The 24,801-nt window shown below is 72.2% G+C and carries 24 protein-coding genes and 1 pseudogene; 17 read left to right on the top strand and 8 right to left on the bottom strand.

Annotated features, from left to right (window positions below):
• The first annotated feature begins 187 nt into the window (after positions 1-187).
• Positions 188-745 (top strand): hypothetical protein, encoded by a 558-nt coding sequence (locus AB0D67_RS20720; protein ID WP_362937812.1) that lies wholly within the window; start codon positions 188-190, stop codon positions 743-745.
• Between the two features lie 85 nt (positions 746-830).
• On the opposite strand, the gene AB0D67_RS20715 is transcribed toward AB0D67_RS20720, so the two are convergent.
• Positions 831-1,214, bottom strand: coding sequence for a nuclear transport factor 2 family protein (locus AB0D67_RS20715; RefSeq protein ID WP_362937809.1), 384 nt, complete (start codon positions 1,212-1,214; stop codon positions 831-833).
• Positions 1,215-1,362: 148 nt separating this feature from the next.
• Between AB0D67_RS20715 and AB0D67_RS20710 the strand changes: the two genes are divergently transcribed.
• Positions 1,363-2,373, top strand: coding sequence for a metalloregulator ArsR/SmtB family transcription factor (locus tag AB0D67_RS20710; RefSeq protein WP_362937806.1), 1,011 nt, complete (start codon positions 1,363-1,365; stop codon positions 2,371-2,373).
• 307 nt (positions 2,374-2,680) lie between these two features.
• A complete protein-coding gene (locus tag AB0D67_RS20705; protein WP_362937803.1) occupies positions 2,681-3,220 on the top strand; it encodes a DUF1062 domain-containing protein in 540 nt (179 codons plus the stop codon).
• Between the two features lie 241 nt (positions 3,221-3,461).
• Here the strand turns inward: AB0D67_RS20705 and AB0D67_RS20700 are convergent, their stop codons facing one another.
• Together AB0D67_RS20700 and AB0D67_RS20695 are read right to left on the bottom strand one after the other, a co-directional pair.
• The gene (locus AB0D67_RS20700; RefSeq protein ID WP_362937800.1) at positions 3,462-3,896 is read right to left on the bottom strand and encodes a hypothetical protein; all 435 of its coding nucleotides are present in this window, start codon (positions 3,894-3,896) and stop codon (positions 3,462-3,464) included.
• A gap of 545 nt (positions 3,897-4,441) precedes the next feature.
• A complete protein-coding gene (locus tag AB0D67_RS20695; protein ID WP_362937797.1) occupies positions 4,442-5,344 on the bottom strand; it encodes a LysR family transcriptional regulator in 903 nt (300 codons plus the stop codon).
• A gap of 188 nt (positions 5,345-5,532) precedes the next feature.
• Between AB0D67_RS20695 and AB0D67_RS20690 the strand changes: the two genes are divergently transcribed.
• The 4 genes from AB0D67_RS20690 to AB0D67_RS20675 all read left to right on the top strand — a co-directional run bounded on the left by AB0D67_RS20690 (position 5,533) and on the right by AB0D67_RS20675 (position 8,980).
• The gene (locus AB0D67_RS20690; protein WP_362937794.1) at positions 5,533-5,826 is read left to right on the top strand and encodes a DUF1330 domain-containing protein; all 294 of its coding nucleotides are present in this window, start codon (positions 5,533-5,535) and stop codon (positions 5,824-5,826) included.
• 625 nt (positions 5,827-6,451) lie between these two features.
• Positions 6,452-6,613 carry a hypothetical protein gene (locus AB0D67_RS20685; protein ID WP_362937791.1) on the top strand — a complete coding sequence of 54 codons (162 nt, stop codon included), beginning with the start codon at positions 6,452-6,454 and terminating at the stop codon, positions 6,611-6,613.
• 4 nt (positions 6,614-6,617) lie between these two features.
• Entirely contained in the window at positions 6,618-8,417 is a 1,800-nt protein-coding gene (locus tag AB0D67_RS20680; protein ID WP_362937788.1) for a DEAD/DEAH box helicase, read from the top strand.
• A 2-nt stretch (positions 8,418-8,419) separates the two neighbouring features.
• Complete coding sequence (locus AB0D67_RS20675; RefSeq protein WP_362937785.1) at positions 8,420-8,980, top strand: hypothetical protein; 561 nt, start codon at positions 8,420-8,422, stop codon at positions 8,978-8,980.
• 103 nt (positions 8,981-9,083) lie between these two features.
• Here AB0D67_RS20675 and AB0D67_RS20670 read toward each other — a convergent pair whose 3' ends face one another.
• On the bottom strand, positions 9,084-9,995 hold the full coding sequence (locus AB0D67_RS20670) for an aldo/keto reductase (protein WP_362937782.1): 912 nt from the start codon (positions 9,993-9,995) through the stop codon (positions 9,084-9,086).
• A 150-nt stretch (positions 9,996-10,145) separates the two neighbouring features.
• On the opposite strand from AB0D67_RS20670, the gene AB0D67_RS20665 reads away from it, so the two are divergent.
• The 3 genes from AB0D67_RS20665 (at position 10,146) to AB0D67_RS20655 (ending at position 12,347) form a co-directional block, all read left to right on the top strand.
• The gene (locus AB0D67_RS20665; protein ID WP_362937779.1) at positions 10,146-10,400 is read left to right on the top strand and encodes a hypothetical protein; all 255 of its coding nucleotides are present in this window, start codon (positions 10,146-10,148) and stop codon (positions 10,398-10,400) included.
• A gap of 249 nt (positions 10,401-10,649) precedes the next feature.
• A complete protein-coding gene (locus tag AB0D67_RS20660) occupies positions 10,650-11,339 on the top strand; it encodes an AraC family transcriptional regulator (RefSeq protein ID WP_362937777.1) in 690 nt (229 codons plus the stop codon).
• Between the two features lie 117 nt (positions 11,340-11,456).
• Positions 11,457-12,347, top strand: a complete 891-nt coding sequence (locus tag AB0D67_RS20655; protein WP_362937774.1) for a hypothetical protein — start codon at positions 11,457-11,459, stop codon at positions 12,345-12,347.
• Between the two features lie 194 nt (positions 12,348-12,541).
• Here the strand turns inward: AB0D67_RS20655 and AB0D67_RS20650 are convergent, their stop codons facing one another.
• Together AB0D67_RS20650 and AB0D67_RS20645 are read right to left on the bottom strand one after the other, a co-directional pair.
• Positions 12,542-13,387 carry an aldo/keto reductase gene (locus AB0D67_RS20650; RefSeq protein WP_362937772.1) on the bottom strand — a complete coding sequence of 282 codons (846 nt, stop codon included), beginning with the start codon at positions 13,385-13,387 and terminating at the stop codon, positions 12,542-12,544.
• A gap of 519 nt (positions 13,388-13,906) precedes the next feature.
• The gene (locus AB0D67_RS20645) at positions 13,907-14,731 is read right to left on the bottom strand and encodes an SDR family oxidoreductase (RefSeq protein WP_362937770.1); all 825 of its coding nucleotides are present in this window, start codon (positions 14,729-14,731) and stop codon (positions 13,907-13,909) included.
• Positions 14,732-15,051: 320 nt separating this feature from the next.
• Here AB0D67_RS20645 and AB0D67_RS20640 point away from each other — a divergent pair, with 320 nt between their 5' ends.
• Positions 15,052-15,294 carry a hypothetical protein gene (locus tag AB0D67_RS20640; RefSeq protein WP_362937767.1) on the top strand — a complete coding sequence of 81 codons (243 nt, stop codon included), beginning with the start codon at positions 15,052-15,054 and terminating at the stop codon, positions 15,292-15,294.
• 54 nt (positions 15,295-15,348) lie between these two features.
• Here AB0D67_RS20640 and AB0D67_RS20635 read toward each other — a convergent pair whose 3' ends face one another.
• Positions 15,349-15,756: a PPOX class F420-dependent oxidoreductase gene (locus AB0D67_RS20635; RefSeq protein ID WP_362937764.1), complete on the bottom strand. Its 408-nt coding sequence runs from the start codon at positions 15,754-15,756 to the stop codon at positions 15,349-15,351.
• A 309-nt stretch (positions 15,757-16,065) separates the two neighbouring features.
• Here AB0D67_RS20635 and AB0D67_RS20630 point away from each other — a divergent pair, with 309 nt between their 5' ends.
• Entirely contained in the window at positions 16,066-18,363 is a 2,298-nt protein-coding gene (locus AB0D67_RS20630) for an ATP-binding domain-containing protein (protein ID WP_362937761.1), read from the top strand.
• A 106-nt stretch (positions 18,364-18,469) separates the two neighbouring features.
• On the opposite strand, the gene AB0D67_RS20625 is transcribed toward AB0D67_RS20630, so the two are convergent.
• Positions 18,470-19,906: a DHA2 family efflux MFS transporter permease subunit gene (locus AB0D67_RS20625; protein ID WP_362937758.1), complete on the bottom strand. Its 1,437-nt coding sequence runs from the start codon at positions 19,904-19,906 to the stop codon at positions 18,470-18,472.
• 75 nt (positions 19,907-19,981) lie between these two features.
• On the opposite strand from AB0D67_RS20625, the gene AB0D67_RS20620 reads away from it, so the two are divergent.
• The 5 genes and pseudogenes from AB0D67_RS20620 (at position 19,982) to AB0D67_RS20600 (ending at position 24,751) form a co-directional block, all read left to right on the top strand.
• Positions 19,982-20,551: a TetR/AcrR family transcriptional regulator gene (locus tag AB0D67_RS20620; protein WP_362937755.1), complete on the top strand. Its 570-nt coding sequence runs from the start codon at positions 19,982-19,984 to the stop codon at positions 20,549-20,551.
• A gap of 170 nt (positions 20,552-20,721) precedes the next feature.
• Positions 20,722-21,186: pseudogene (locus tag AB0D67_RS20615) on the top strand (helix-turn-helix domain-containing protein); the annotation flags it as partial.
• Between the two features lie 129 nt (positions 21,187-21,315).
• Positions 21,316-22,296 carry a transcriptional regulator gene (locus AB0D67_RS20610; protein ID WP_362937752.1) on the top strand — a complete coding sequence of 327 codons (981 nt, stop codon included), beginning with the start codon at positions 21,316-21,318 and terminating at the stop codon, positions 22,294-22,296.
• A gap of 114 nt (positions 22,297-22,410) precedes the next feature.
• Positions 22,411-23,769 carry a serine hydrolase domain-containing protein gene (locus AB0D67_RS20605; protein ID WP_362937749.1) on the top strand — a complete coding sequence of 453 codons (1,359 nt, stop codon included), beginning with the start codon at positions 22,411-22,413 and terminating at the stop codon, positions 23,767-23,769.
• A gap of 214 nt (positions 23,770-23,983) precedes the next feature.
• A complete protein-coding gene (locus tag AB0D67_RS20600; RefSeq protein ID WP_362937746.1) occupies positions 23,984-24,751 on the top strand; it encodes an NUDIX domain-containing protein in 768 nt (255 codons plus the stop codon).
• Positions 24,752-24,801: the final 50 nt, after the last annotated feature.

The following is a 24,801-nucleotide window of genomic DNA, read 5'->3' as shown; positions in this document are numbered from 1 at the left end:
CACGGCGTCTCTTCCCGGGTCCGGTGCCGTCCGGTGAGGCGAACGTACCATCGGGCGCCGCCTGCCCGGCCGGCGTGTCCCGCTCGGGAACCGCCCGCATCGCCGGATCCGGCGATGAACTTTCGCCGCCGTTCGTCAGTCGAAGAGACAGGACACACGATCACGAAGAGAACAGGATGGACGAAAGATGAGACTTTCGACTGGCCGATGGGTGGCACGTCCGGCGATGGCGGTCGCCCTCGCCGCCGGTGTGGCGCTGACCGGTGCGGCGGCCGCGAACGCTTCCGCCGGCTCCCCCGCGCACCCGGCCCGCCCGGCCCATGCGGTCCGCCCCGGAGTGCTGGGACCGTACGGCTACGGCGGGGTGAAGCTGGGGATGAGCGCCAGGCAGGCCGAGGCCACCGGGAAGATCGTCCTGAAGACCCGTGCCGGCCGGCTCTCCCCGTGCTCCGGATGGGACCTCAAGGCCCATCCGACGGGCCGCGACAGCGTGGGCCTGTACATCTCCAAGCGGAAGGGGGTGGCGTTGGTCGTCGCCCCGAAGGGGGTCAGGACCCCGCAGGGGATCGGGATCGGCTCCACCCATCGGCAGCTGCGCAAGGCATACCCCGGGCTGCGGGAGGAGGGCGACTACCCCGTCGCCGCCGTCCCCGGCAACCGGAGGGCCACCTACTACTTCCTGCTGAACCACGGGAAGGTCTACCAGGTGGCGCTGGCCCTCAACGACCAGGACTGCACCAACTAGGCGCCGCGGCGCCGGGTACGGCCGGGCCCGCGCGGGCCGGGTGCCGATGGGCGCGGGTCGTTCGAGGACCTGATCGCCGGTGCGTTCAGCCCGCTGTCGCACCGGCGGGGTTCGCGTCGCCGGCGGGATACGTCCCGTACCCTTCGGTCACCAGCGGACCGTCGAAGATCAGTACCTCGTTGACGAGGGCGCCCTTCTGGTTGCGGTAGTTGATGACCAGGCAGTCGACGCCGATGTAGGAGCCGACGACCTCGAAGCGCAGGTCGGGGATGCGCCTCAGCCCCTCGGCCCAGTAGGCGCGCAGCGCCGCCTTGCCCCGGATGACCCCGTCGCCGCCGAGGAGCTGCGCCGCGACCGGCGAACGGAACGTCACGTCCTCCGCGAAATGAGCCAGCAACGCGTCCAGGTCATGGGCGTTCCACGCCGCCGCCCAGCCGTCCACGAACTTCCGCACCGCGACATGATCCATACGCGTGATTATGTCCGGTCCCGTCCGGCGCGGTGGCGCCGGCCCGGGACCCGCGCACACGCAAGGCGGCTGTTCGTGCCTCCCCCTCCGCCGGGGAGCGGAGCCGCATCACCCGGGCCCGGCGCGACCTGGGGTAGCGTACGGGGCGATGACCAGCTTCGTGCTCGGCGTCGAGGATCTCGCCGACACCCGGTTCGCGCTCTCGCCCCTGCACGAGACCGTGGTCAGCCTGCGGGTGCTGCGCGATCCGCGGCTGCCGCAGCCGCATCCGGCCTGGCGCGCCTCCGCCCTCCCCCGGCTCGCCGCCCCCGACGCCGTCCTGCTGGGCTCCCTGGTCGGGACGGGCCTGGCCATCCCCGACTTCCTCACCCCCCGGCCCGCCGGCTTCGCCCCGGCCTTCGAGGAGGAGCTGGCCACGGTCGGCCGGACCGCGCCCGCACTGGTCCGGCGTGACCTGCGGGCCGCCCACGCCCCGGGGCGGCTCCCGGAGGCCCTGCGCGCCGCCGTCGCCGGCGACGACTCCGCCGCCGCCTTCCGTGACGCCGCCTGCGAGGCCCTGCGGCGCTACTGGGATGTCGCGATCAGGCCGATGTGGCCCCGGATACGGCTGCTGCTGGAGGCCGACATGACCTACCGCGCGCGGCGGCTGGCCGTGGGCGGCGCCCGCCTGCTGTTCGCTGACATGCACCCCGACCTGCGATGGCGCGACGGCGTGCTGCACATCGACAGGATCGTCGGCCGGCACCGCGTCGAGGCCTCCGGCCGGGGGCTGCTGCTGGTGCCGTCGGTGTTCGCCCACCGGCCCACTCCCCCGCTCCGGCCGGAGGAGCCGCCGCTGCTGATCTACCCGAGCCGCGGGACGGCGACGCTGTGGAGCCCGGCGCCGGCCGCCGGCTCGGCGGCGCTCGTGTCCCTCATCGGCGCGCCCCGGGCCAGGCTGCTCACCCTCCTGGCCGAGCCGCTGCCCACGGCCGAGCTCGCCCGCCGCCTCGGGGTGACCCCGAGCGCGGTCTCCCAGCACCTGCGCGTGCTGTACGGCACGGGCCTGGTCACCCGGGCCCGCGACGGGCGGCGGGTGCTGTACCGGCGCAGCCGTCTCGGCGACCGGCTGGCCGGCCCGCAACCGGAGCCCCGACCGGCCCGGTCCGCCCCGTGGTGATCGTGCGCGCGGTCGCCGGGCTCCGGGGACCCTCGCCGGAAAACCGCTTGAGCCTTCCCCCATGTCCTCCGTAGGGTGCTCGCGGCCCCGCCACAGTGAAGACAGCCCCGCCACAGTGAAGACAGAGGACAAAACCGCGTGACCCCGCCTGCTTTCTGACCTGACACCTTCTTCCGCTCACCTGTAGCCGACGCTGCCGTCGGTTCCGCCGGGCTGCCCGCGTGCGCCCGGTCATACGGCGTTTGAGGCCGCGCGCAATCGGCCTCGTGTCAGGTCTAGAGAGATCATGTCTTCACAACCTCATATCGTGCTGCCCTGGGTCGTTCGCCGGACCAGGCTGCCTCTGCTGTCGTTGCGGTGCGTGGACTGCCGCTCGGAGTCGGCCACCACGGGCGAGGGCAGGTTCCGCGTCAACGCCAACGGCAAACTGCTGGACGTGTGGCTGCTGGTCCGCTGCACGTCCTGCGGCCGGACGAGCAAGCTCACCGTGCACGAGCGGGCGCCGGTCAGATCCTTCGATCCGGCCGAGCTCGACGGCTACCACGCCAACGATCCGGAACTGGTGGCGTCCACACTGCTGGATCCGCTGCTCGCCCGGCGCAACCGCTTCGCTCTGGACTGGAGAGGCGCCTGGCGGCTGGACGCCCCTCCGCCATGCCCCGACGAGGCGTGGCCGGCCCGGGTGGAGGTCGTCTTCGCCGATCCGGTGCCGGTGCGCGTGGATCGGCTCATCGCGCGGGGGCTCGGCCTCAGCAGGAACGAGGTGCTGCGCCGGATCAAGTGCGACATTCCACTGGGCCGTTCGACGAGCTCCGGGTTCGCCTTCACCGTGATGGCCGGGGACTAGCCGGGATGCGGCCGCCGCACGCGATCCGTACGGAACCCAGCGGGCTCGGCGCCGCCCGGGGCCGTCGCCCCGGCGGACCGCCTCCCGTCCTGGAACCGGTGCGATGATCACCACACGCTGAGCCCGCCATCGGGTCATCCCCGATGGCGGGCCCAGCGTGTGATCGCGCGGCTCCCGGCCGGGGCCGGAGAACCCGCCCGCCCCGCCCGCCGAGGACCCCGGCAGGCGGGATGAGCCGAGGTCAGGTCCGGGTCATGGTGGACTCATAGCCGCCGCCTCCGGGGTAGACCCAGGCGCCGGCGACGGTGGTGCCGTCGGCGCTGAACGTGCCCTCGTAGTAGGCGGGGCCGCCCTTGGCGCCGCCCCAGATGATCAGCTTGTCGCCGGTCAGCTCGTACACGTAGTCGAGCGTGTTGCCGGTCGAGTCGTAGAAGCGTGACACCACGTCGGCGCCGGCCGGTTCACCGAACGGACGCAGGTTGCCGATCACCTCCAGGCCGGTGACGGGCTGGCCGAACTGGGTGAGCTCGACGTGCTGGAGCAGGAAGAAGCCGCCGGGCATCCACTCGTACCGCACGGTTCCCTCTGCGCCGCCGGTGACCGCCCAGGTGCCGGTCAGGCGGTCCAGGGCCTTCAGATCGGCGCTCGGCAGGCAGGTATCCGTCGTCTCGGACATCTCATTCTCCTTGTGGTCTCGGTGACTGCTCGCCGATACCTCGGAGCCCGCCCGCGTGCTTCGACACGAGCCGGATGTGTTTCAGATCACACCGTGACCGGGTCGAGAGGCCGGGGTGGCGACAGGAACTCACCCTCAGGGCGGCCTTTCGCCCGGGTCCGTGTGACCAGTCCCAAAGTAACTCTGTGTAGTTGCAGTTCTTGATCATGAGGCGGCGGTCTGGGGTTCGCCATAGAGCGCCTCGCCCTCGGCCCGGGTGGGTTTCCTCAAGTCGGCGGGCGTTCCCGCCGGCTATCCATGCTTGTCCGGTCCGGCGTCGGCGAAGGCGCGGTATCCGCTGAGATCTCGGGCTGGGCGAGGACGTCGCCGCGGTGTACGACTCGGACCGGACCCGGGGTCATCATCGGATGCTGATCCGCCGGCGTAGCGAGGTCCTGTCGGACATTCAGCGAGACCGCCGTCGTCGTCATCACCGCGAAGTCCGCCGGGCGCGAGGTCTTCGGCCTCGACCCCGCAGGCGTCCGTCTCGCTTGACCTCTTGTGCGTCAGTCCGGCAGCCAGTGCAGCTCGTGCGCCAGGGTTTTGGCGACGGCACGGATGCGCCGGTGTAGTGGCGACTGCTCGCGTGGGAGGACCAGGTGGATCGTCAGGCTGGGCGCGCCCCGCAGCGGTCGCCAGATGAGACCGGCCGGTTGTGCCGTGGCCGCGGCTTCTCCGGCCGGGGCGAGGGTGACCCCGTCGCGCAGGTCGCGCTGAGACATGTCGAAAGAGACCGCGGCGGTGTGGAATCGGGGGTGTGGCCGGGTGTCTCGGAACAGTGCGGACAGCTGATCGTGGATCACGGGGTTGGCCGCACGGTCCGGGAGTCGCAACGGATACGCGGCCGCGTCGGCGATCTCGATCTCCGGGTGTCCGGCCAGCGGATGGTGCTGCGCCAGCTGGACCCCGATGCGCGCACGCCGCAGCAGGAACCGGCGCACGCCACGGCCCGGCTGTTCACCGCGGGTGATCCCGGCGTCGATGCGGCCGTCGGCGACCGCGGGGGAGATCTCCGGTGTCGCCATCGGGACCGCGCCGACCTCGAGTCCGCTGTTGCCGCGAATCAGCCTGTCCACCAGGGCCGGTGTCGTCTCGGCTCCGGTGCTGAGGCTGTATCCGATGCGCAGCGTGCCCAGTTCACCGGCCGCCGCGTTCCGGGCGGTGTCCCATGCCCGGTCCAGCGCCGCCAGCGCGGGCGGCGCGGACTCCGCCAGAGCCGTACCGGCCGTGGTCAATACGACGCTACGCGTGTTGCGGACCAGCAGGACCGTACCGAGTTCCGCCTCCAATCGGCGCATCCGGGCGCTGAGTGCGGGCTGTGCGATACCGATCCGTGCGGCCGCGCGGGTGAAGTTCAACTCCTGCGCCAGCACCAGGAAGTACCGCAGGCTCACCGTATCCGGCGCCACGTGCCCTCCCTGCCGATTGATAAGGATCCGTTCTGAGTCTATCCCGTACCGATCTTTCCCTCGGCCGCACATCAAGCCCTAACCTGCGCATATGACGATTCAACCGACCGCAGTACCCGTCGCCGGGATCGATCGATCCGAGTGTCGATTCGAAGTCGGACGTGTCCGGCCGAACACAGGAGGTTTCCATGGCCAAGGGCTACTGGGTCAGTGTCTACCCCGCCATTTCCGACCCTGAGAGGCTGACTGCCTACGGCAGGCTGGCCCGGCCGGCTGTCCAGGCCGGAGGCGGGCGCGTCCTGTCCCGTGACGGTCGAGTCGTCGCCCACGAGGCCGGAATCACGCAACGCGTCGTTCTGATTGAGTTCGACAGCTTTGAACAGGCCGTCGCGGCATACGAGAGCGAGGCGTACCAGAAGGCGCTGGCCGCCCTCCCCGACGGTGTCGAGCGCGACTTCCGCATCGTCGAAGGCATCGACTGACCGAGGTCCGGCCGGATCTTCACTGAAGATCCGGCCATCTTGGTTCTCGCTGGTGCGGCTGCCCTCCCGATCCGCATGGAAGAGTCGCCCGGAAATGGAGAACGGAGATCCGGCGAGGTGGTCTCAGCGGCTTCCATGCAAGACGGCCGTGTTCGAGGCGGGTGGGATCGCCTCAATGAGAGAACCGAGAGAATACCCGGTCAATGACTGCCGCTATCGCTTCGCAAATAGCCATTCAGGGCAATCCGCCGCCCCCCCGTGAATGCTCCGATTATTTCCACTCCACCGGCCCGGCCGGATTCAGATTCCACCATTCTAAGAATGCGCCGGGAAGAATGGCCGTCCTACAGGGCCGGCAGGACCGTCCGTACCGGGCGGGGAGCGGAGTCCGCGCCAGGTCGAACAGCGGGATCAGAGATTGACAGGATGCTTGGCGGTATGCCCGTGGAAGCGCGCCGAACCGCCGGTCCGCTCGCGTCTTCAAGAATTGACAGAACCCTTGGCGGCATGCCCTCGGGGACGCCGAAAAATCGCCGCCCTTTGTCGGCCGCCCAGGAATTGACACACGCCCGGTGGTTGCCTATGGTCCGCTTGTTGCTTTTCCAGATCGCATCCGAAGGTATTCATGACTGAATCCACGTCGCCGAAGTCCGGGCAGCAGCCGGTTCCTGCCGTTCTCATGGCGTGTTCGCTGCCGGCCCGGCTGGAGGACACCGTCCTGGGGACCCCCCGGGCCGGTGCGGAGGGTCCGACCGTCCGCGAGGGCGCCGGCGCGGGTGCCCGCTGACGCCATGGGAACCAGGAAGGAACTCCTCGAGACGCGGCCGGGCGGTCAGGCCACATACCTGCCCGACCGGCACATGTTCGCCCTGTGGACCTGGGCCGACGGCGCCGTGGGGGCGCCCCCGCCGGTCGGTGACGTCCAGACCGTCCCCCTGGTCGTCCCGACGCCGGACCTCGGCGGGCTCAAGGTGTCCGACGTCGACTGCGCGCTGATCGAGCCGGACCGGCTCGTGGCCGTACCCCTCGACTCGCCCGGCCGGTCGGTGGACGTCTGGCGGTCGTGGAGCGCGGGCGGCGAGCCGGCTCTGCCGATCGCCGCGCACGCGGTCCCCGACGCCACGGGTGTCGCCGTCACGACGGCGGAACACGCGAGCGGCGTCTTCCGCCGCACCACCGCGGTGGGGGCCGAGATGCGCACGGCGCTCACCGCCGAGCTGCGCCCGTATCAGGTGCGCGGGGTGGGCTGGCTGCGCGAGACCGTCGACACGCACGGCGGCGCGGTGCTGGCCGACGAGATGGGACTCGGCAAGACCCTGCAGACCATCGGCTGTGTCGCCGGACGCGCCGGGAAGGGGCCGCAGCTGGTGGTCTGTCCCACGTCGTTGGTGGGGAACTGGGCACACGAGATCGCACGGTTCGCACCCGGCCTGCGGACCGTGATCTGGCGCGGCGGGCCGCTGTCCCCGGTGGACGGCGGCACGGTGGTGCTCACCGGCTATCCCACGCTGCGCACGCACGGCCCGGCCCTGGCGGGGATCCGGTGGAGCACCGCGGTCTTCGACGAGGCACAGGCCCTGAAGAACCCCCGTACGCAGGTGTCGAAGGCCGCGCGCACCATCGCGGCCGACGCGCGGATCGCCCTGACCGGGACGCCCGTCGAGAATCACCTCGACGAGCTGTGGACCCTGCTCAATCTGGTCGCACCGCACCTGTTCGGGAACCGGACGCAGTTCCGCCGTCGTTTCGTACGGCAGATCGCGGCCGGCTCCCCGGCCGCTTCCGCCCGGCTGCGCGGGGCCATCGAACCGGTCGTGCTGATGCGGAAGAAGGCGCAGGTCGCGGCGTCGCTCCCGCCCAAGATCCACGCCGATCTCATCTGCGACCTCACCGAGGAGCAGGAGCGGCTGTACGACCGGCTGCTGGAGCAGGTCATCGACGACGGCTTCGGCAGTGGAGCCCAGCGGCAGACCAGGGTGCTCGCCGTCCTGACCTCGCTCAAGCAGGTCTGCAACCATCCGGGCCTGATCACGGACGACCTCGGTGAGCTGTCGGGCAGGTCGGGAAAGCTCGACCTGTGCACCGACATCGTGTCCGGCAACCTGGAGAACGACGCTCCGACCCTCGTCTTCACCCAGTACCGGCGGACCGGTGAGCTGCTGGTCCGGCACTTCGCCGAACGGTTCGGGGTGAGTACGCCGTTCTTCCACGGCGGCCTGAACCAGGAGCAGCGGGCCGGCATCGTCCGCCGGTTCCAGTCCGGCGACGGCCCGAAGGTCCTCGTCCTCAGCCTGAAGGCCGGGGGCACCGGGCTCACGCTCACGCGCGCGGCCGACGTCATCCACTTCGACCGGTGGTGGAACCCGGCCGTGGAGGCCCAGGCGTCCGACCGGGTCCACCGGATCGGTCAGACCCGCACGGTCACCGTCACCACCCTGACCACCGGGACCACCGTCGAGGAGCACATCGCGGCCATGCACGACCGCAAGTCCGCACTGTCGGACATCACCGACATGTCAAGCGTCGCCGAGCTGACCCGCCTGGACGACGACCGTCTCATCGAGGTCCTGCGCCGGAAGCGAGTCAACTGACCATGGCCGACCACGACTACGGTTACACGGCGTGGGGCAGGGACTGGGTCCGGTTCGCCGAGTCGTTGCGCCAGACCCGTCCCGATCCCCGGCTGCCGAGTGCGCGGCGCATGGCGCGCGACGGGAAGGTGCAGATCACGTTCGACGGCCGGACCGTGCGCGCCGTCGTGCACCGAGGTCGCGGCACCTCGACGGTCACGATCGAGGTCGCGCCGATGTCCCCGGAGGTGACGGCCGGGATCTCCCGTCGGCTGAGCGGCGTCCAGCCCCTGCTCACCGACGATCTGTACCGCGCGATCGCCGACGCGGGCCATCCGCTCGCGCCGGTCCTCGACAGCGTCGACTGCTCCTGCCCGGCCGGCGCCCCGCGGTGCGCCCACGAACTGGCCGTCTACTACGACATGGCGCGGCGCATCGACGACGATCCCCGCATCGCCCTCGACGTGCAGGGCTTCTTCCGCGCCTCGGCGGGCGACGGCCGAGCACCCGCCGAAGCGACGGCGCAGCGCTGGATCGCGCTCAACTCCCTTGATCCGGCCGCCTACTTCACCGCGGCCGGGTGACACGGCCGGCCTGACGGGCCCCGCGCCCGTCCGGCGCGAGGACCCCGGCGTGTCCCGGCGGAGGCCCCGCCAGGCCCCGCCGGGGTCCTCGCGCGGATCCGTCCTACTCGCCGCCGACGGCCGAGAGGGCCGTCATCTCCTCCGCGGAGAGCCGCAGCGCGCTGGCGGCCACGTTGGCGGCCAGGTGGCCGGGGTCACCGGTTCCCGGGATGGCCAGCACATGCGGCCCCTGCTGGAGGGTCCACGCCAGCCGTACCTGCGCGGGCGTCGCGTCGTGCGCGCGCGCCACGGCGAGCACCGTCTCGTCGTCGGTCCCGACCGCGCCCGCCTCGCGGCCGGCGCCGGCGATCGCGAAGAACGGCACGAAGGCGACGCCCTGCGCGCCGCAGGCCCGCAGGAACTCCCGCTTGGCGGCCGGCGCGCCGAGGCCGTAGGGGTTCTGCACGCACACCACCGGCGCGATGGCCTGGGCCTCGGCCAGCTGGCCGGGCGTGACGTTGGACACGCCCAGGTGACGGATGAGCCCGGCGTCGCGCAGCTCGGCCAGCGCGCCGAAGTGCTCGGCGATCGAGCCGACCCCGTCGTGCGGCGGGACGCGGAGGTTCACCACGTCCAGGTGATCACGGCCCAGCTGGCGCAGGTTCTCCTCCACCTGGCCGCGCAACTGCCGCGGCGTGGCCCACCACCACTCCCCCGAGGAGTCCCGGCCCGGCCAGACCTTGGTGGTGATGACCAGGTCGTCCGGGTACGGGGCCAGCGCCCGGTTGATCAGCTCGTTGGCCGAGCGCAGCGAGGAGAAGTAGAACGCGGCGGTGTCGATGTGGTTCACCCCCAGCTCGACCGCGCGCCGCAGCACGGTGATCGACCGCTCCCGGTTGCTCGGCACGCCCAGGTCGAAGGCGGCGCTGCCGGTCAGGCGCATCGCGCCGAGCCCGACGCGGTTGACCGTGAGGTCACCGAGCTTCCAGGTGCCCGCGGCCGCCGCGGTGACGGTGGGTGCGTACGAATCCGACATGAGTCTCCTTGGTGAGGACGGTGGACGGCGGGGGCCCTGCGTCCGGGCCGTCGGCCAGGCGCGGCGGCCGGCCGTAGCGGGGACGTGACCGCCCCCGGGCACGCAAAAGAGCCTCCTCGGTGGACCGGGGTCCGTACCGGGGGGGCTCAGATGTCAATGGAGATCATATCGCAGGTCCGGGCCCGTTCCGGGCGGTCCGGCAACGAGCCGGAACTGGAGGACCCGTTCGGCCGCTACGTCATCACGACCTTCGTGAAGGGCACCGACATCGGCCCGTACGAGGCCGCTCGGCACATCCCCGGAGTGCGCGGACATGAGCTTTCGTACACGGCGAACCGGCACTTCTCGATTGTTCCGCTCCGCGAGGAGGACCCGACCGCAGCGGGCTTCGGCCGGGTCGCCTGACCGGCCCACCAGCGCACGCCGAGCGTGTCGGGGGAGTCGAACTGGCGTCCGAAATTCTGGTCCCGGATGACTTGGCCATAGCCAGGTGACGTGTACCGCTCCGTGACGTCATGTTGGGCGGTCGCCATGAGGGTCGGCGGTGCAGCGGACAGCGGTAGCGGGGTCCGGGCCTGCGAACCTCGTATATTCCGAAGTCGTCGGCACTACAGTCGGCCGCAGTTGTGTGCGTGGTGCGGGGGTGGACGATACATGGGGAGCTATGCGACACGACGAGGCGTCCGAACCGGCGCGACGATGTGGCGGGCGCTCTCGGATGGCCCCGAGAAGCGCATCGCCCCCGACGGCGTGATGGATCTGATGTGGTTCCAGGACCGTCTCGTCGTGGCAGGCCCCGACACTCGGACGGTCATCGTGCCGACACATGCCGGCAAGGTGACCTGGGGTCTCCAACTCGCTCCGGGCGTGGCGTACACACTTCTCGGTGTGCCCGCACACGAACTGACGGAGCGGCGCGTCGAGTTGTCGGAACTCGTCGCGCTCCCCAGGCATGACGGCTGGTCGTTCGAGGACGACGCGATCGACGCGCTCGAACGGGTTTTCATCGCCCTATGGACGCGGGCGGACCCGGAACGCTTCGTCCTTCGTATGGCGGCCTCTCTCGACCGCGCCGCTCGCGAAGGTCTGAGCGTGCGTGAGACAGCAGAGCTCCACGACCTGTCGGAGCGATCATTGCGTCGGCTCAGCAACCGGCTCTTCGGCTACGGCCCCAAGACGCTCATGCGGATTCACCGTTTCCAGCATGCACTCCACCTGGCGCGAGCAGGCCTGCCGTTGAGTGATGCCGCGGCGACAGCCGGCTACGCCGACCAAGCCCACTTCAACAGGGAGAGTAAACGGCTCACCGGCCAGACACCCGCCACGCTCACACGCGTCGCTTAGCTTTTTCACCAGGATGACACTCTCTCAAATGCTCGTCCGTTCTTGCTTCGAGTTCGTTTCCCCCGGCTGGCCGTTTCGTCCAAGCCTGACGTAGCCGACGGATGACAGCGTTCTCGTATGAGCATCAACCTGGGTCGCGCGAGAGCGTTCATGGCCTCGCACGCGCGAGTTCTCGATCGGCAGCGCTTCGAGGCCATCACCACCGGCAGCGACGCTGCTCGTCAGGCCATCATCCACGGACTCGACGCCTACCGAAACCCCGACGGCGGCTACGGGTGGGGACTCGAACCGGACCTTCGTGCACCGGAGAGCCAGCCGGGAGGCGCCCAGCACGCGCTAGAGGCGCTCGCTGACGCCGGCCCTGCGACCTCGCCGCACACCGCGGCCCTCCTCGACTGGCTGGGCTCCGTGACTCTTCCCGATGGCGGGCTGCCGTTCGCGCTTCCGATCAGCGACCCCTCGGCGTGCGCCCCGTTCTGGGTGCAGGCGGATCCCTCGGAGTCATCGCTGCAGATCACGGCCGCGGTGGCGACGCAGGCGTATCGCGCCGCGCGTTGGGATGAAGCCGTACGAGACCATCCATGGCTGGCAACGGCGACGCGGTACTGCTTCGACGCGATCCGTGAGATCGACGAAGCGCCCTTCGCGTACGTGCTGTCCTTCGCGCTCCAGTTCCTCGACATCGCAGCCGACACCCACCCGGAGGCGCGTGACCTGCTCGACCACCTCGGACGGTTCGTCCCGAAGAACGGGGCACTCGCCGTGGCCGGCGGGGCCGAGGGCGAGACGCTTCATCCTCTCGACTACGCGCCCGAGCCCGGGCGATCGATCCGCGGCCTACTCGACCCCAAAGCTGTGTCGGACGACCTCGACCGCCTGGAACTCGGGCAGCGACAGGACGGCGGGTGGGTGGTTGACTTCACCAGCCATTCGACCGCCGCATCACTCGAATGGCGGGGCTATGCGACGGTCGGCGCCGTCACTGTGCTGCGTATGAACGGACGCTGACCCCGGCTCGCTCTGGGCCACAGAGCGCGATTCGGCTCTGTCCTCCAGCGGCGGTCTTCACAAGTAGCTGTCGGTGATCGCCGCTGCGATCTGTGACGCCCGCATTTCCCGAGGTTCGCCGCAGCAAGCGCCGGATTTGTTGCGGCAGCGCCACCCGGGGCTGACCGGCCCGCGCGGGGCCGGATGGGCCGAGGTCAGTCCGGTACGTAGTCGAAGGTGTCCGGGTGCGGTCCGACCCGTCCCCGCTCACCCTTGTCGAGCGCGCTGATGGCTTCGACCTGCTGCGGGGTGAGGGAGAAGTCGAACAGGCCGAAGTTCTCCACCATCCGCTCGCGCCGCGTCGTCTTGGGGAAGACGATGTCGCCGCGCTGGATGTGCCAGCGCAGGATGACCTGCGAGGTGGTCCTGCCGTGGGCGGCGGCGATCTCGGTGATCTTCTCGTCCTCAAGGACGGCGCCGCCCTGACCGAGCGGGCTCCACGCCTCCACGGCGATGCCGTGACGGTGGGAGGCCTCGCGCGCGGCGTCGTTGGCGAAGTAGGGATGAGCCTCGATCTGGTTCACCGCGGGCACCACCCCCGTCTCGGTGATGATCCGGTCGAGGTGGTCCGGCTGGAAGTTCGACACGCCCGCGGTGCGCAGCCTGCCGTCGGCGACCAGGCCGGTGATGGCCTTCCAGGTCGAGACGTAGTCGCCGTCGTAGAGGGTGGGCAGCGGCCAGTGCATCAGGAACAGGTCGAGCCGCTCCAGGCCGAGCCGGTTCATCGTCTCGTCGAAGGAGCGACGCACGTCGTCGGGGCGGTGGTTGCCGTTGTTGAGCTTGCTGGTGACGTACAGCTCCTCGCGGGGAACGCCGGAGGCCGCGATGGCCGCGCCGACGCCCTCCTCGTTGCCGTACATCTGGGCGGTGTCGATGTGGCGGTAGCCGACCTGCAGGGCCTGGCCGACGATGCCGGCGGTCTCCTCGGGCGGGATGAGATAGGTGCCGAATCCCAGCTGCGGGATCCGTGTCTTGTCATTGAGGGTGATCGTTGGAACCATTCCTTCAACGTACCCACGAAATACCAGGTGAACGGGGCCCCGGCGGTGCCGGCCCATGCTCGGACGTGTACGGCGGGCGAGGCCGTGCGGGCCGGAGGGTTTCGCCCCGGCCCCGTCATCCTCAGAACCTCCTGCTACATCCGGGAGAAATCCTCGAAGGGCATGCCTCGGCTCGCGAACGCGGCCGGCACGGCGGACGGCCCAAGGTGTTCGACGACGACATGGCGGCCTACGCCCCGAACGCTCCGCGCCCGGGGCGTGCCGGTGCCCGAGGTCGCCCGCAAGCCGGTCATCCCCGAAGGCAAGGACAAGGGGCGCCACCCCTCAGTGACCGGCGTCCACCGGGTCGCGGGGGGGGATGGCCGCTGATCGGCCTCCCGCGAGCGCCGCGGGCCTTGAGCGGCAACGGAACGGCCGGTGGCGTCGGCGGGCCGGAGACCCGCCGGGTTTCCGGCACTGGCCGTCCGAGCTGATCAGGGGACACACCGCTTCGAAAGCCCGGCCGTGTGTCAGCGGTCCTCAGCGCCAGTGAAGATCTCCGATCGTCGCGGCTTCCGCGCCTCCGTCGGCGAAGATGACCTGACCGGTGACGAAGCGGTTGTCCGTGCCGCCGAGCCAGCAGATGAGTTCGGCGATCCACTCGGGCCGTCCTGGAAATCCGCCGAAGGGTTGGGGCGAGGCGCTCTCGACGGCGGTGCGTACGTCTTCGCTCGCGAAGATCCACGAGGCTGCGGGGGTGTCGACGATGCCGGGTGCGACGACGTTGAGGGCGATGCCGGCTCCGGCCCATTCGGGGGTCGGGGCGACTCTGCGGGCCCATCGATTCAGCGCCCGCTTGGCGACGCCGTACGCACCCGCGGCACCGGCCAGGGACGGATCCGCGTTGATGTAGGCGACGGCGGCGGCTTCGTCGCCGTCGAGGCATGCCTGCAGCACGCGCTCGTCCGCGAGGGCGAGAGAGGAGGTCGACGACACGGCCACGGCGCGGGGCGCCTCGCTCTGCGCCAGCAGCGGCCGCAGCCCTTCAAGGGTCGCGACGGTGCCGAAGTAGTTGGTCTCGAGGAGGCCGGTCTTGCCGCCTCCCGCGATGGCGAGCACCGCGTCGATGGGCCCGTATTCGGTCACCTGGTCGACCAGCGACCGTCGTTCGTCAGGGGTGGACAGATCGGCGTGGATGTCGGCGTCGCCGAGGTCGCAGCCGATGACCTTGGCGCCGCGTTCGCGGAGCAGCGCCGCGGTGGCGGCGCCGATGCCGGATGCCGAGCCGGTGACGACGTATGTCCGCCCGGCGATTACTGGCGACTCACCAGGACCGGCACCACGGCCGGCGAGTTTGTTATCCATTTGGATAACAATATTCGCATGGATAACGTATGCCAAGGCCCACCACGTAGCGATCCATACGTAACCATCAGTTATATTTCCCCGTATCGCAGTACCTGAGTGGAGGGCCTCCAGCGCCATGCCGCCCGTTTGCGTCTCGTGCCGCGCTCGCCAAGACGCCCAACGTCCCGATGCCGGCCGTTCACCGGCCGGGCACGCTCTGGATCGAGCTGCCCACTCTGCCGCGAGATGACGCTCACTCCTGCGGCCGCCCGCCGGTTCAACCGCCGGCGGGGCAGGGCACGCCCTTCATCGCCCGCAACTCGCCGAGCAGATCGCGGATGATCGCCGATCCGGCCGGCTCCGGCGTGGTCACGTACCCCACGCGGCGCTGCGGCGCACCATCGCTGAGCCCGGCCGTCACGACCTTGGCGGGCGCACCGACCGTGGACAGCCTGGGCACGATCGCCGCCGGGGTGCTCCACCCCGGCCGGCCCGCGGTGTACGACCTGGCCGACGGCCCGAAGGCGCTGGCCGAACTGGAGAGCCGGGCGACCGTCGGCAAGCTGGCGCTGCGCCCCTGAGAACCCCGTCCCGCCTCGCCTTCCCTCACACTCGGCCTCGGCCCTGCGGGCCCGTCACGCCGCGTTGCCCAGCACGCGTCCCGGCGTGATCCGGATCACCACCCGCACGTTCTCCGGGGGGAGCCGCAGATACTCCTCCCCGGCGCCGGCGCCCTCGTACTTCTCCGCCAGCTCCACCGCCAGTCGCCTTCCCTCGTCCTCGGCGACCGTCGCGAGCCCGCGGATCTCGACATACCTCTCGGGATCCGAAAGGTCGAACACGCTGAGGCTGGCGCGCGGATCCCGTTCCAGGTTCAGGACCTTGCGCCTTCCGGCCTGGGAGGAGATCACCACGTCGTCACCGTCGGTGCCGACCCAGACGACCGAGGTCTGCGGGCCGCCGTCGGGGTTGAGGGTGGCGAGGACGCCGACGTTGGGGGCGTCGAGGATCCGCCGTGCGGAGTCGCTGAGGGTAACGTCCATGATCGAAAGCTTACGGGCCCCGGAATGTTCGTCCACCTGAGCGCCGGACTCAGCGGTCGCCCACCGTGGTGACAAGGGCGTCGATCAGGTGCCGCCGGTCTCGGTGACGTCCGTGGTGCGGTGGCCGATGATCCATCGGCGCCCGGCGCAGCGGCCTGTCAGTGGCCCGTCAAGGACACGTCGGGGAGCGGGCGATCCAGAGGGCGGCAGAAAAGAAGGACAGAGGATGACACAGGAGAACGAGAGCGTTATGCTCGATCCTTCTCTTCAGAAAATATCAGAATTCCTCAATAGGAGTTTATCAGAGAGATGGAACTCCGTCAACACGAATCCGCTCTCGCCGCCGCACTGCGCGTCGAGCAGGCCCACGTCACCCGGACCTACGAGCGGCTGGACGCCGTCCGGCGGCACACCCGCGCCGCGCTGGAGGAGGCCTACGGGCGCGAGACCGGCGGCCTGCACCAGGCCCGCTACGAACGCGAGGTCAGCGCGGACGAGCACGCCCGCCGCCTGGCCCGCCTGGAGGCGGTCGAACGCGGCCTGTGCTTCGGCCGGATCGACGACACCGACGGCGACACCCGCTACATCGGCCGCGCCGGGCTGCGCGACGCCGACGGCGAGATCATCCTGACCGACTGGCGGGCCCCGGCCGCCCGCCCCTTCTACACCGCCACCCCCGGCGATCCCGGCGCGCTCGTGCGCCGCCGTCACCTGCACACCCGTGACCGCGTCGTGGTCGGTCTCGACGACGAGGTGTTCGACCTGGAACACCTCGGCGAGGGCGAGCGCCGTACGCTCGTCGGCGAGGCGGCGCTGCTGGCGGCCCTGCGGCGCGGCCGTACCGGGCGGATGGGCGAGGTGGTCGCCACCATCCAGCGCGAGCAGGACCGGGTGATCCGCTCCGGCCTGGCGGGTGCGCTGGTGGTGCAGGGCGGGCCCGGGACCGGCAAGACCGTCGCCGCCCTGCACCGGGCGGCCTTCCTGCTCTACACCCACCGCGACGTGCTGGAACGGCGCGGCATCCTCATCGTGGGTCCCAACGCCGTCTTCTCCCGCTACATCGGCCAGGTGCTGCCGTCGCTGGGTGAGACCGACGTGGTGCTGTCGTCGGTCGGGCAGCTGTACCCGGGCGTGCACGCCGTCGCCGCCGACCCCCCGGCGGCCGCCGCGCTCAAGGGCGGCCTGGGCATGGTGGAGGTGCTCGCCGCGGCGCTGCGCGACCGCCGGCGCGTCCCGGACGGTGACCTGGAGGTGGACGTCCCGGTGCGCACCTCGCTGCGCGGTGGCGTGGAGGTGGTCGTGCAGTGGATGACGCTGCGGGCCGGCCACGACGTCTGCGTGCGCGCCCGCGACCGGGCCTCCCGCGCCCGCCTGCCGCACAACGCCGCCCGCAAGCTGTTCGTGATGGACATGCTCAGGGCGCTGGCCCTGGACGAGGCCCGGCGGCTGGACGCCCCGGAGGACGAGGAGGATCTGCGCCACGCCCGCCGGGCGCTGTGGGCCCAGGAACCGGTCCGCCGGGCACTGGACGCGCTGTGGCCGCCGCTGACCCCCGAGGAGCTGGTCGCCGGCCTGCTGTCCGACCCGGCCGCGCTGGAGTCGGCCGCGCCCGGCCTGACCCCGGCCGAGCGCGCCGCGCTGCTGCGGCCGTACGGCGCGCCGTGGACGACGGACGACGTCCCGCTGCTGGATGAGGCGGCCGAGCTGCTGGGCGAGGACGTCGGCGACGCCGAGGCCGCCGGGACGTTCTCCCGCGCCGAGCGCGAGCGGGCCGAACGCGAGGACGACGAGCGGTACGCGCTGGGCGTGCTGGAGTACACCGGCCTGTTCGAGGACGGCATGATGGAGGCCGCCGCGCTGGCCGGCCGCCACCGCGCGCCGGGCCCGGAGACCACCACCGCCGAGCGGGCCGCCGCCGACCGCCGCTGGGCCTACGGCCACGTCATCGTGGACGAGGCGCAGGAGCTGTCGGCGATGGCCTGGCGCACCGTGATGCGCCGCGTCCCGGCCCGCTCGCTGACCATCGTGGGCGACCTCGCCCAGACCGGCTCACCGGCCGGGGCCCGCTCGTGGGGCGAGATGCTCGACCCCTACCTCCGGGGTCGCCGGCGCACCGAGCGGCTGCGGGTCAACTACCGCACCCCGGCGGAGATCATGGAGGTGGCCGCCGACGTCCTCGCGGCGGTCTCCCCCGGCGCCGAGCCGCCGGAGTCGGTGCGCGACGGCGGCGCCCCTCCGCGCGCCGTACGCCTCGACCCCGGTCTTCCCGCCGGTCGCGCCGCCCTGACCGCCCTGGTGCGTGAGGAACTCGCCGCGATCGGTGAGGGCCGCCTGGCCGTCATCGTCCCCGACGACCGCCAGGAGGCCCTCGCCGGGCTCTTCCCCCGCGAGGGCGACGTCCTGGACTCCCCCGTCGCGGTCCTGACCGTCACCGCCGCCAAGGGGCTGGAGTTCGACGCCGTGGTGGTCGTCGAGCCCGGTGAGATCCTCACCCGGTCCCCGACGGGCGGCAACGACCTGTACGTGGCGATCACCCGGGCGACCCGGCGCCTGGCCGTCACCTGCCGCGGCGAGCTGCCGCCGATGCTGTCGCGCCTGCGCTCCTGACGCCCGCCCTCGCCTCCGCCCCCGGTTTCCGCTGGGGAAAGGAATGCCGCGCCATGGCGCTGCGGGACCGGGGCGGAGCCGGCCCGGCGGGCCTACGCCGAGCGGTTCAGGACGTGAGCCGGCCGGCAGGAGCCGTCAGCGGCGGCTCACCGGCCGCTCGGCCTCCTGACCGTCCGGCCCGGACGTCCCCCGGCGTCCGGGCCGCGGTCAGCCACAGGCCGGTGAACACGGCGCAGGCCAGCGTCACGGCGCCCGCCGTGAGGAAGGCGCTGTCGAGGTCGGATTCGAAGGAGGCGCCGCCGGACTCCCGCGTGTGGACGATCGCCCCGAGCACCGCCACGCCGAGCACCGCGCCGATCTGCCGGGTGGTGCTGCTGACACCCGAGGCGAGGCCGCCCTCCTGCGGGCTGACCGCCTGGATGGAGGCCCCGGTCAGCGGCGACATGGTTAGAGCGAACCCGATGCCGGCGACCGCCAGCCGCCACCACACGTTTCCGTAGCCGGTATCGGCGTGGACGAAGCCCAGCGCCAGCAGTCCCAGCCCGGCCAGCGCCAGGCCGGCGGTGACGACGACGCGGAAGCCGTACCTGGCCGCGAGCCGGCCCGCGTACGGGCTGACGATCACCATGGCCAGCGAGGTGGGCAGGGTCCGCAGCCCGGCGACCAGGATCGAGGTGCCCTGGACGTGGACGAAGAACTGGGAGAAGAAGAACGACGACCCCATCAGGGCGAACCCGACCACGACCATCGCCGTGTTGGACACCGTGAACAGCCGCTGACGGAACAGCCGCAGCGGCAGCATCGGCGTCGGCACACGACTCTCGACCACGATGAACGCGGCCAGGAGCACCAGCCCGGCGGCGAAGCCGCCCAGGATCACCGGCGAGGTCCACCCTCGGGAACCGCCCTCGATCAGGCCGTAGGTCACGGCGCCCACGCCCGCGACGGACAGGACCGTGCCGGGGACGTCGATCGGAGGCGCGCCCGGGTTGCGGGACTCCCCCAGCACGCGCAGCCCGGCCAGCAGCAGGACCGCCCCGATGGGCACGTTGACCAGGAAGATGGCGGGCCAGCCGAAGGCCTCCACCAGGATCCCGCCCGCCAGCGGTCCGGCGGCCAGGCCGATGCCGCTGAACCCGGCCCACGACCCGATCGCTCTGACGCGCTCCTTCGGGGCGGGATACGCGGCGGTGAGCAGCGCCAGTGAGGCGGGGCTCAGCGCCGCGGCCCCGACGCCCTGCAGTACCCGTCCGGCGATCAGCCAGCCGATCGAGGGCGCGAGCGAACACACCACCGACGCGGCCGTGAACACCACCACCCCGGTCAGGAACACCCGCCTACGGCCGAACCGGTCGGCGAAGACGCCGCCCGACAGCAGCAGCATGGCCACCAGCAGCACGTAGGCGTCGACGATCCACTGCAGGCCGGTCAGCCCGGTGTGGAGCCGCTGCTGCATGTCGGGCAGGGCGGCGCCGACGATCGTGTTGTCGAGCAGCACCATGAACTGACCCGCGCAGGTCAGGGTGAGTAGAGCTTTCCGCACGTCTCTCCTAAAAGCAGTCATTAGCTGCGTTAGTAGAGACTCTAACGCAAGTCTGGACTGCGTTAGGGTGAGGGTATGGATGAGCAGGGGCGGGGCAGGCGGCCCGGCGGGCGCAGCGCCCGGGTCCGCGCGGCGGTGCACCAGGCCGTCACCGAGCTGGTCGGCGAGCGCGGTTACGGAAACTTCACCATCGGCGACATCGCGGCCCGCGCCGGCGTGGCCGACACCAGCCTCTACCGCCGGTGGGGCAACCTCCAGGCCCTGCTCGGCGATGTGCTGCTGACCCGGCTCAACGCGCGGTCACCGATGCCTGACACCGGCAGCCTGGCCGGCGACCTGCGCACCTACGCCGCCGCCGTGGCCCGCGAGGTCACCGGACCCGACGGCCTGGCGGTGGTGCGGCTGACCATCGCGCTGTCAGGCGAGGGTCAGCCTGGCCTTCAGGTGCGCGACGAGCTCCTGGCCGACCGCACCAGGCAGTTGCAGGCCATGCTCGACCGCGCCCGCGACCGCGGCGAGGACCCGCCCGCCGCACTGGAGGTGCTGGACCACCTCCTGGCGCCGATCTACATGCGCGTCCTGTTCGGACTGGGCCCGCTCACCCCTGACTACCTCGACGGGTTGGTCGGCCGGTTGCTCGCCTGATCCGGTCCCTCGCGCCGTGGGACGGCCGCCGCCCGCCGTTCGCCGCCGACGGGCTGCGCGCCCAGGGCGTCCCGAACGGCGCGGCGTCAGCCGAGAGCGTGACCGGTGGTGGCGTCGACGTGGGCGGGAACCTCCTCGTGCCGGTCCCCGACGCTCGAGGTGCCCGACGGCTCGAACTCGGCCTGCACCTGATCCGCCGCGACCACGGCGCGGAGGTGGCCAACGCGGTGAGCCGGCGGTTGGTCTTCGCCGCCCACCGCGACGGCGGCCAGCGGTAGTTCGTCGAACGGCCCGTGCCCGCCGTACCGGACGCCTCCCTGGCTCCGGTGCTGGCCTGGGCGCGGCGGCGCCTGGACCGGCCGCTGACCGTGACCGATCTGGCCGGGCGCGCCGCGGTCAGCCCGGCCACCCTGCACCGGCGGTTCCAGGCCGAGCTCGGCACCACTCCCCTGGCCTGGCTCACCGCCGAGCGCGTCACGCCGGCGTGCAGGCTGATCGAACGCGGCGAGCAGCGGATGGAGGCTGTGGCGCGGGACAGCGGCCTGGGGACGGCGGCGAACCTGCGGGCCCAGCTGCGGCGGCGCACCGGACTGACCCCCACCGCCTACCGCAGGCGGTTCGGGCTGACCTCCTGAGCCGGAGCGGCGGGCACCGCATCCCCGCCGCGGGATCGGCGCCACCGGCCGCGGACCTTTCCGGCCGGGCAAGACGCTCGCGGGAGAAGCGGACAGGTCGTGTCCTCTTCGTCCGGCAGGATGGATGACGTGCCGAAGACCTCAGCGCGGCTGCTGACGCTGCTCTCACTGCTCCAGACCCGCAGGGACTGGCCGGGAGGGCTGCTGGCCGAGCGGCTGGACGTCAGCCCCCGCACCGTACGCCGTGACGTCGACCGTCTGCGTGAGCTCGGCTACCCCATCACGACCTTCCGGGGGCCCGACGGCGGGTACCGGCTCGACGCCGGCGCGGAGCTGCCCCCGATGCTGTTCGACGACGAGCAGGCCGTCGCCCTGGCCGTCGCCCTCCGGCTCGCCGCCACCGGCGGCGCCGGCGCCGGCATCGAGGAGGGTGCGGCACGCGCCCTGCACACCGTCCGCCGGCTCATGCCCGCACGGCTGCGCCACCGCGTCGACGCCCTCCGGGTCACCGCCGCCGAGCGGCCGGAGCCCCGGCCGCAGCCGCAGGCCGGCGGCGACGTGCTCATGGCGCTCGGCGCCGCCGTCCACGCCCGCGAGGAGCTGCGCTTCGACTACGCCTCAGGAGCGGGCGACGACGGCGGCTCGCCGGCGCCGCCGCGGCGGACGCAGCCCCATCACCTCGTCACCCGGGGCGGGCGCTGGTACCTCGTCGCCTGGGACCTCGACCGCGAGGACTGGCGCACCTTCCGCGTCGACCGGATCACTCCGCGCACCCCTGCCGGGCCCCGCTTCACGCCCCGCGAGCTGCCCGGGGGCACGGTGTCCGCCTTCGTGACCGCCAGGTTCAGGGGTTCGGACGACGTCTCCGCCGACTGGCCGTGCCGCGGTGAGGTGATCCTCGATCTGCCCGCCGCCGCCGTGTCCCGCCACACCCGGGACGGAGTCGTCGAGGAGCTCGGCCCCGGCCGCTGCCGTCTCGTCCTGGGGTCGTGGTCGTGGATCGCCCTGGCCTCCGCCATCGGCAGGTTCGACGCCGACGTCGAGGTCGTCGGCCCGGCCGAGCTCAAGGACGCCTTCGCCCGCCTGGCCCGGCGCTTCGCCGAAGCGTGACATCCGGGAAACGCCGTCACCCGTCGCGTCCCGGCCTGGAGATCCCGGCCGCTCAGGCGGGCGCGCATGGCCTAGCCTGGGACCTCATCAGCGTCAGGACGTGGAAGGGAGCAGATGGTGGCACCGGTTCTGGAGGGTACGGCCCGCGCCCTGCTGCACAGGATCGCGCAGGAGCAGGCCGACTCGCGGCTGCCGTCTCTGGCGGCCGCCGTGGTGCGCGACGGGAGGCCGGCCTGGTTCGGCTTCCGCGGCCGGGTGGACGGCGCCGCGCCCACCGAGGCCACCCAGTACCGCATCGGCTCCATCACCAAGAGCATGGTCGCCGTCGTCGTCATGCGGTTGCGTGACGAAGGCCGGATCGCCCTGCTCGACCCGATCGGCAAGCACGTCCCCGGCACGCCGGTGGGCGAGGTGAGCATCGCCCAGCTGCTGTCGCACACCGCGGGGCTGACCGCCGAGCCACCGGGTCAGTGGTGGGAGCGCACCCCGGGAATGCCGGTGGAGGAGCTGCTGGCCCTGCTCGGCCCGGAGACCGCCCGGCACCGTCCCGGCCGCCGCTTCCACTACTCCAACCTCGGCTTCGCCCTGCTGGGCGAGATGGTCGCCCGTCACCGGGGGACGGACTGGGCGCGGGCCGTGCGGGAGGAGGTGCTGGAGCCACTGGGCATGCGCGACACCACACCCCGGCCCCGCGCCCCGCACGCGACCGGCTTCGCCGTCCACCCGTGGGCCGACGTGCTGCTGCCCGAGCCCGAGCACGACGCCGGGGCCCTGGCCCCGGCCGGGCAGATGTGGTCCTCCCCCGCCGACCTCGCCCGGTGGGCGGCGTTCCTGGCCGGCGACACCGGCGACGTGCTGAGTTCCGACACCCTGGCCGAGATGCGCGAGCCCGCGACCGTCGACGACGGCGACGCCTGGACCGGCGGCTTCGGCCTGGGCCTGCAGCTGGCCCGCGCGGGCGGCCGCCGCCTGGCCGGTCACGGCGGCTCCATGCCGGGCTTCCTGGCCTCGGTGTGGGCCGATCCCGGTGACGCGACCGGTGTGCTGTTCCTGACCAACGCGACCTCCGGGGCCAGCCGGGCCCTGACGACGGACCTGCTGGCCATCCTCGACGAGCACGAGCCGCGCCTGCCCGCCGAGTGGGAGCCGGCGGCCGCCGATCCCGCCCTGCTGGAGCTGACCGGTCCGTGGTACTGGGGGCCGGCCGCCTACGCGCTGCGCCTGCTGGGCGGACGGGACCTGTCGCTGTCGCCGGTCGGCGGCCCCGGCCGGGCCTCGCGGTTCACCGCCCGCGCCGACGGCACCTGGATCGGCCTGGACGGCTACTACGCCGGGGAGACGCTGCGGCTGGTGCGCCGCGCGGACGGCACGGTCAGCCACCTCGATCTGAACACCTTCGTCTTCACCCGCACCCCCTACGACCCGGCGGCCGGGGTGCCGGGCGGGGTGGACGAGGGCGGCTGGCGCGCCTGACACCCGGGCGGGCCCTCGCCCGCCGGAGTCGTCACCGCCACGGGCGACCGGCGCGCCGGGCCGGGGCCGGACCGGTCACGCCCCGCGGCGATCACGACCCGGGGCCGTGCTCCGCCACGGGGCCGCCTTCCGAGGACGGGGACGTCCTCGGAAGGCGGCCCCGTCCCGCGCCGAGCCGCGGGAGAGGTGAAACCTCGTGTGCCAGCATTGTGCGGTGACCGAGTCATCGCCGCGGCGCGGCGCCGCGCTCCTGGACGTGCACCGTATCCGTCTGGTCGAGATCCCCGCGCCCCCGGTGCCGCCCGGGGAGCGGGCGGCCATGGACCGCGCCTGGGACGAGGCGGTCCGGGCCAACCCGAGTTTCTTCGACGGGCCGGTGGCAGCCCTGACGGGGCTCGCGTGGGAGGGGCCGCGCAGCGTGGTCCTGACCTGGGCGAGGATCACCTACCGGCGCAACGCCCTGCGCCGGGTCCCGGGCGCCACCGCACGGCTGCCGCCCCTCTTCGTCACCATCGCGCAGCCGACCGACGACGGCCGGCTGCTGGTGGGGCGGATGTCGTCGTCGACCGCCGCGCCCGGCCGCTGGCAGCCGCCGGGCGGATCGGCCGAGCCGCCCGGGGACGCCGAGCCCCTCGACCTGGCCGCGCTCGCCCGGCACGCCGTCCGGGAGCTGGCCGAGGAGACGGGCCTGGACACGGCGCCGGACGAGCTGACCCTGTGGTCCGTCATCCGCAGCGGAGACGGCGGTGCCGGCGTCCTGTTCCTCGCGCCACCCCGGCCGGAGCCGCTGTTGCGTGAGCGGTTCGCGGCGGTGGTGGCCTCGGAGAGGGCGCTGGGCCGGGTGCCGGAGCTGGACCGCATCGCCCTGGTCCGCTCCCCGGCCGAGCTGGCCGGTCTCGGCGGGCCGCGGGTGGACTATCTGGAGCCGATCGTCCGCCGGTACGCCGGGACGACGCCCCGGCGCGGCGGTGATCCCGCCTAGTGCTGTGACCGGAAAGGTTCACCGAGTTGGGTGGTCGTCAGGCCGCGGCT

Source organism: Streptosporangium sp. NPDC048047 (genome assembly GCF_040653115.1).
Taxonomy (GTDB): Bacteria; Actinomycetota; Actinomycetes; order Streptosporangiales; family Streptosporangiaceae; genus Streptosporangium.
The sequence above is the reverse complement of the archived record's forward strand: the minus strand, read 5'-3'. Positions and strand labels throughout refer to the sequence as shown.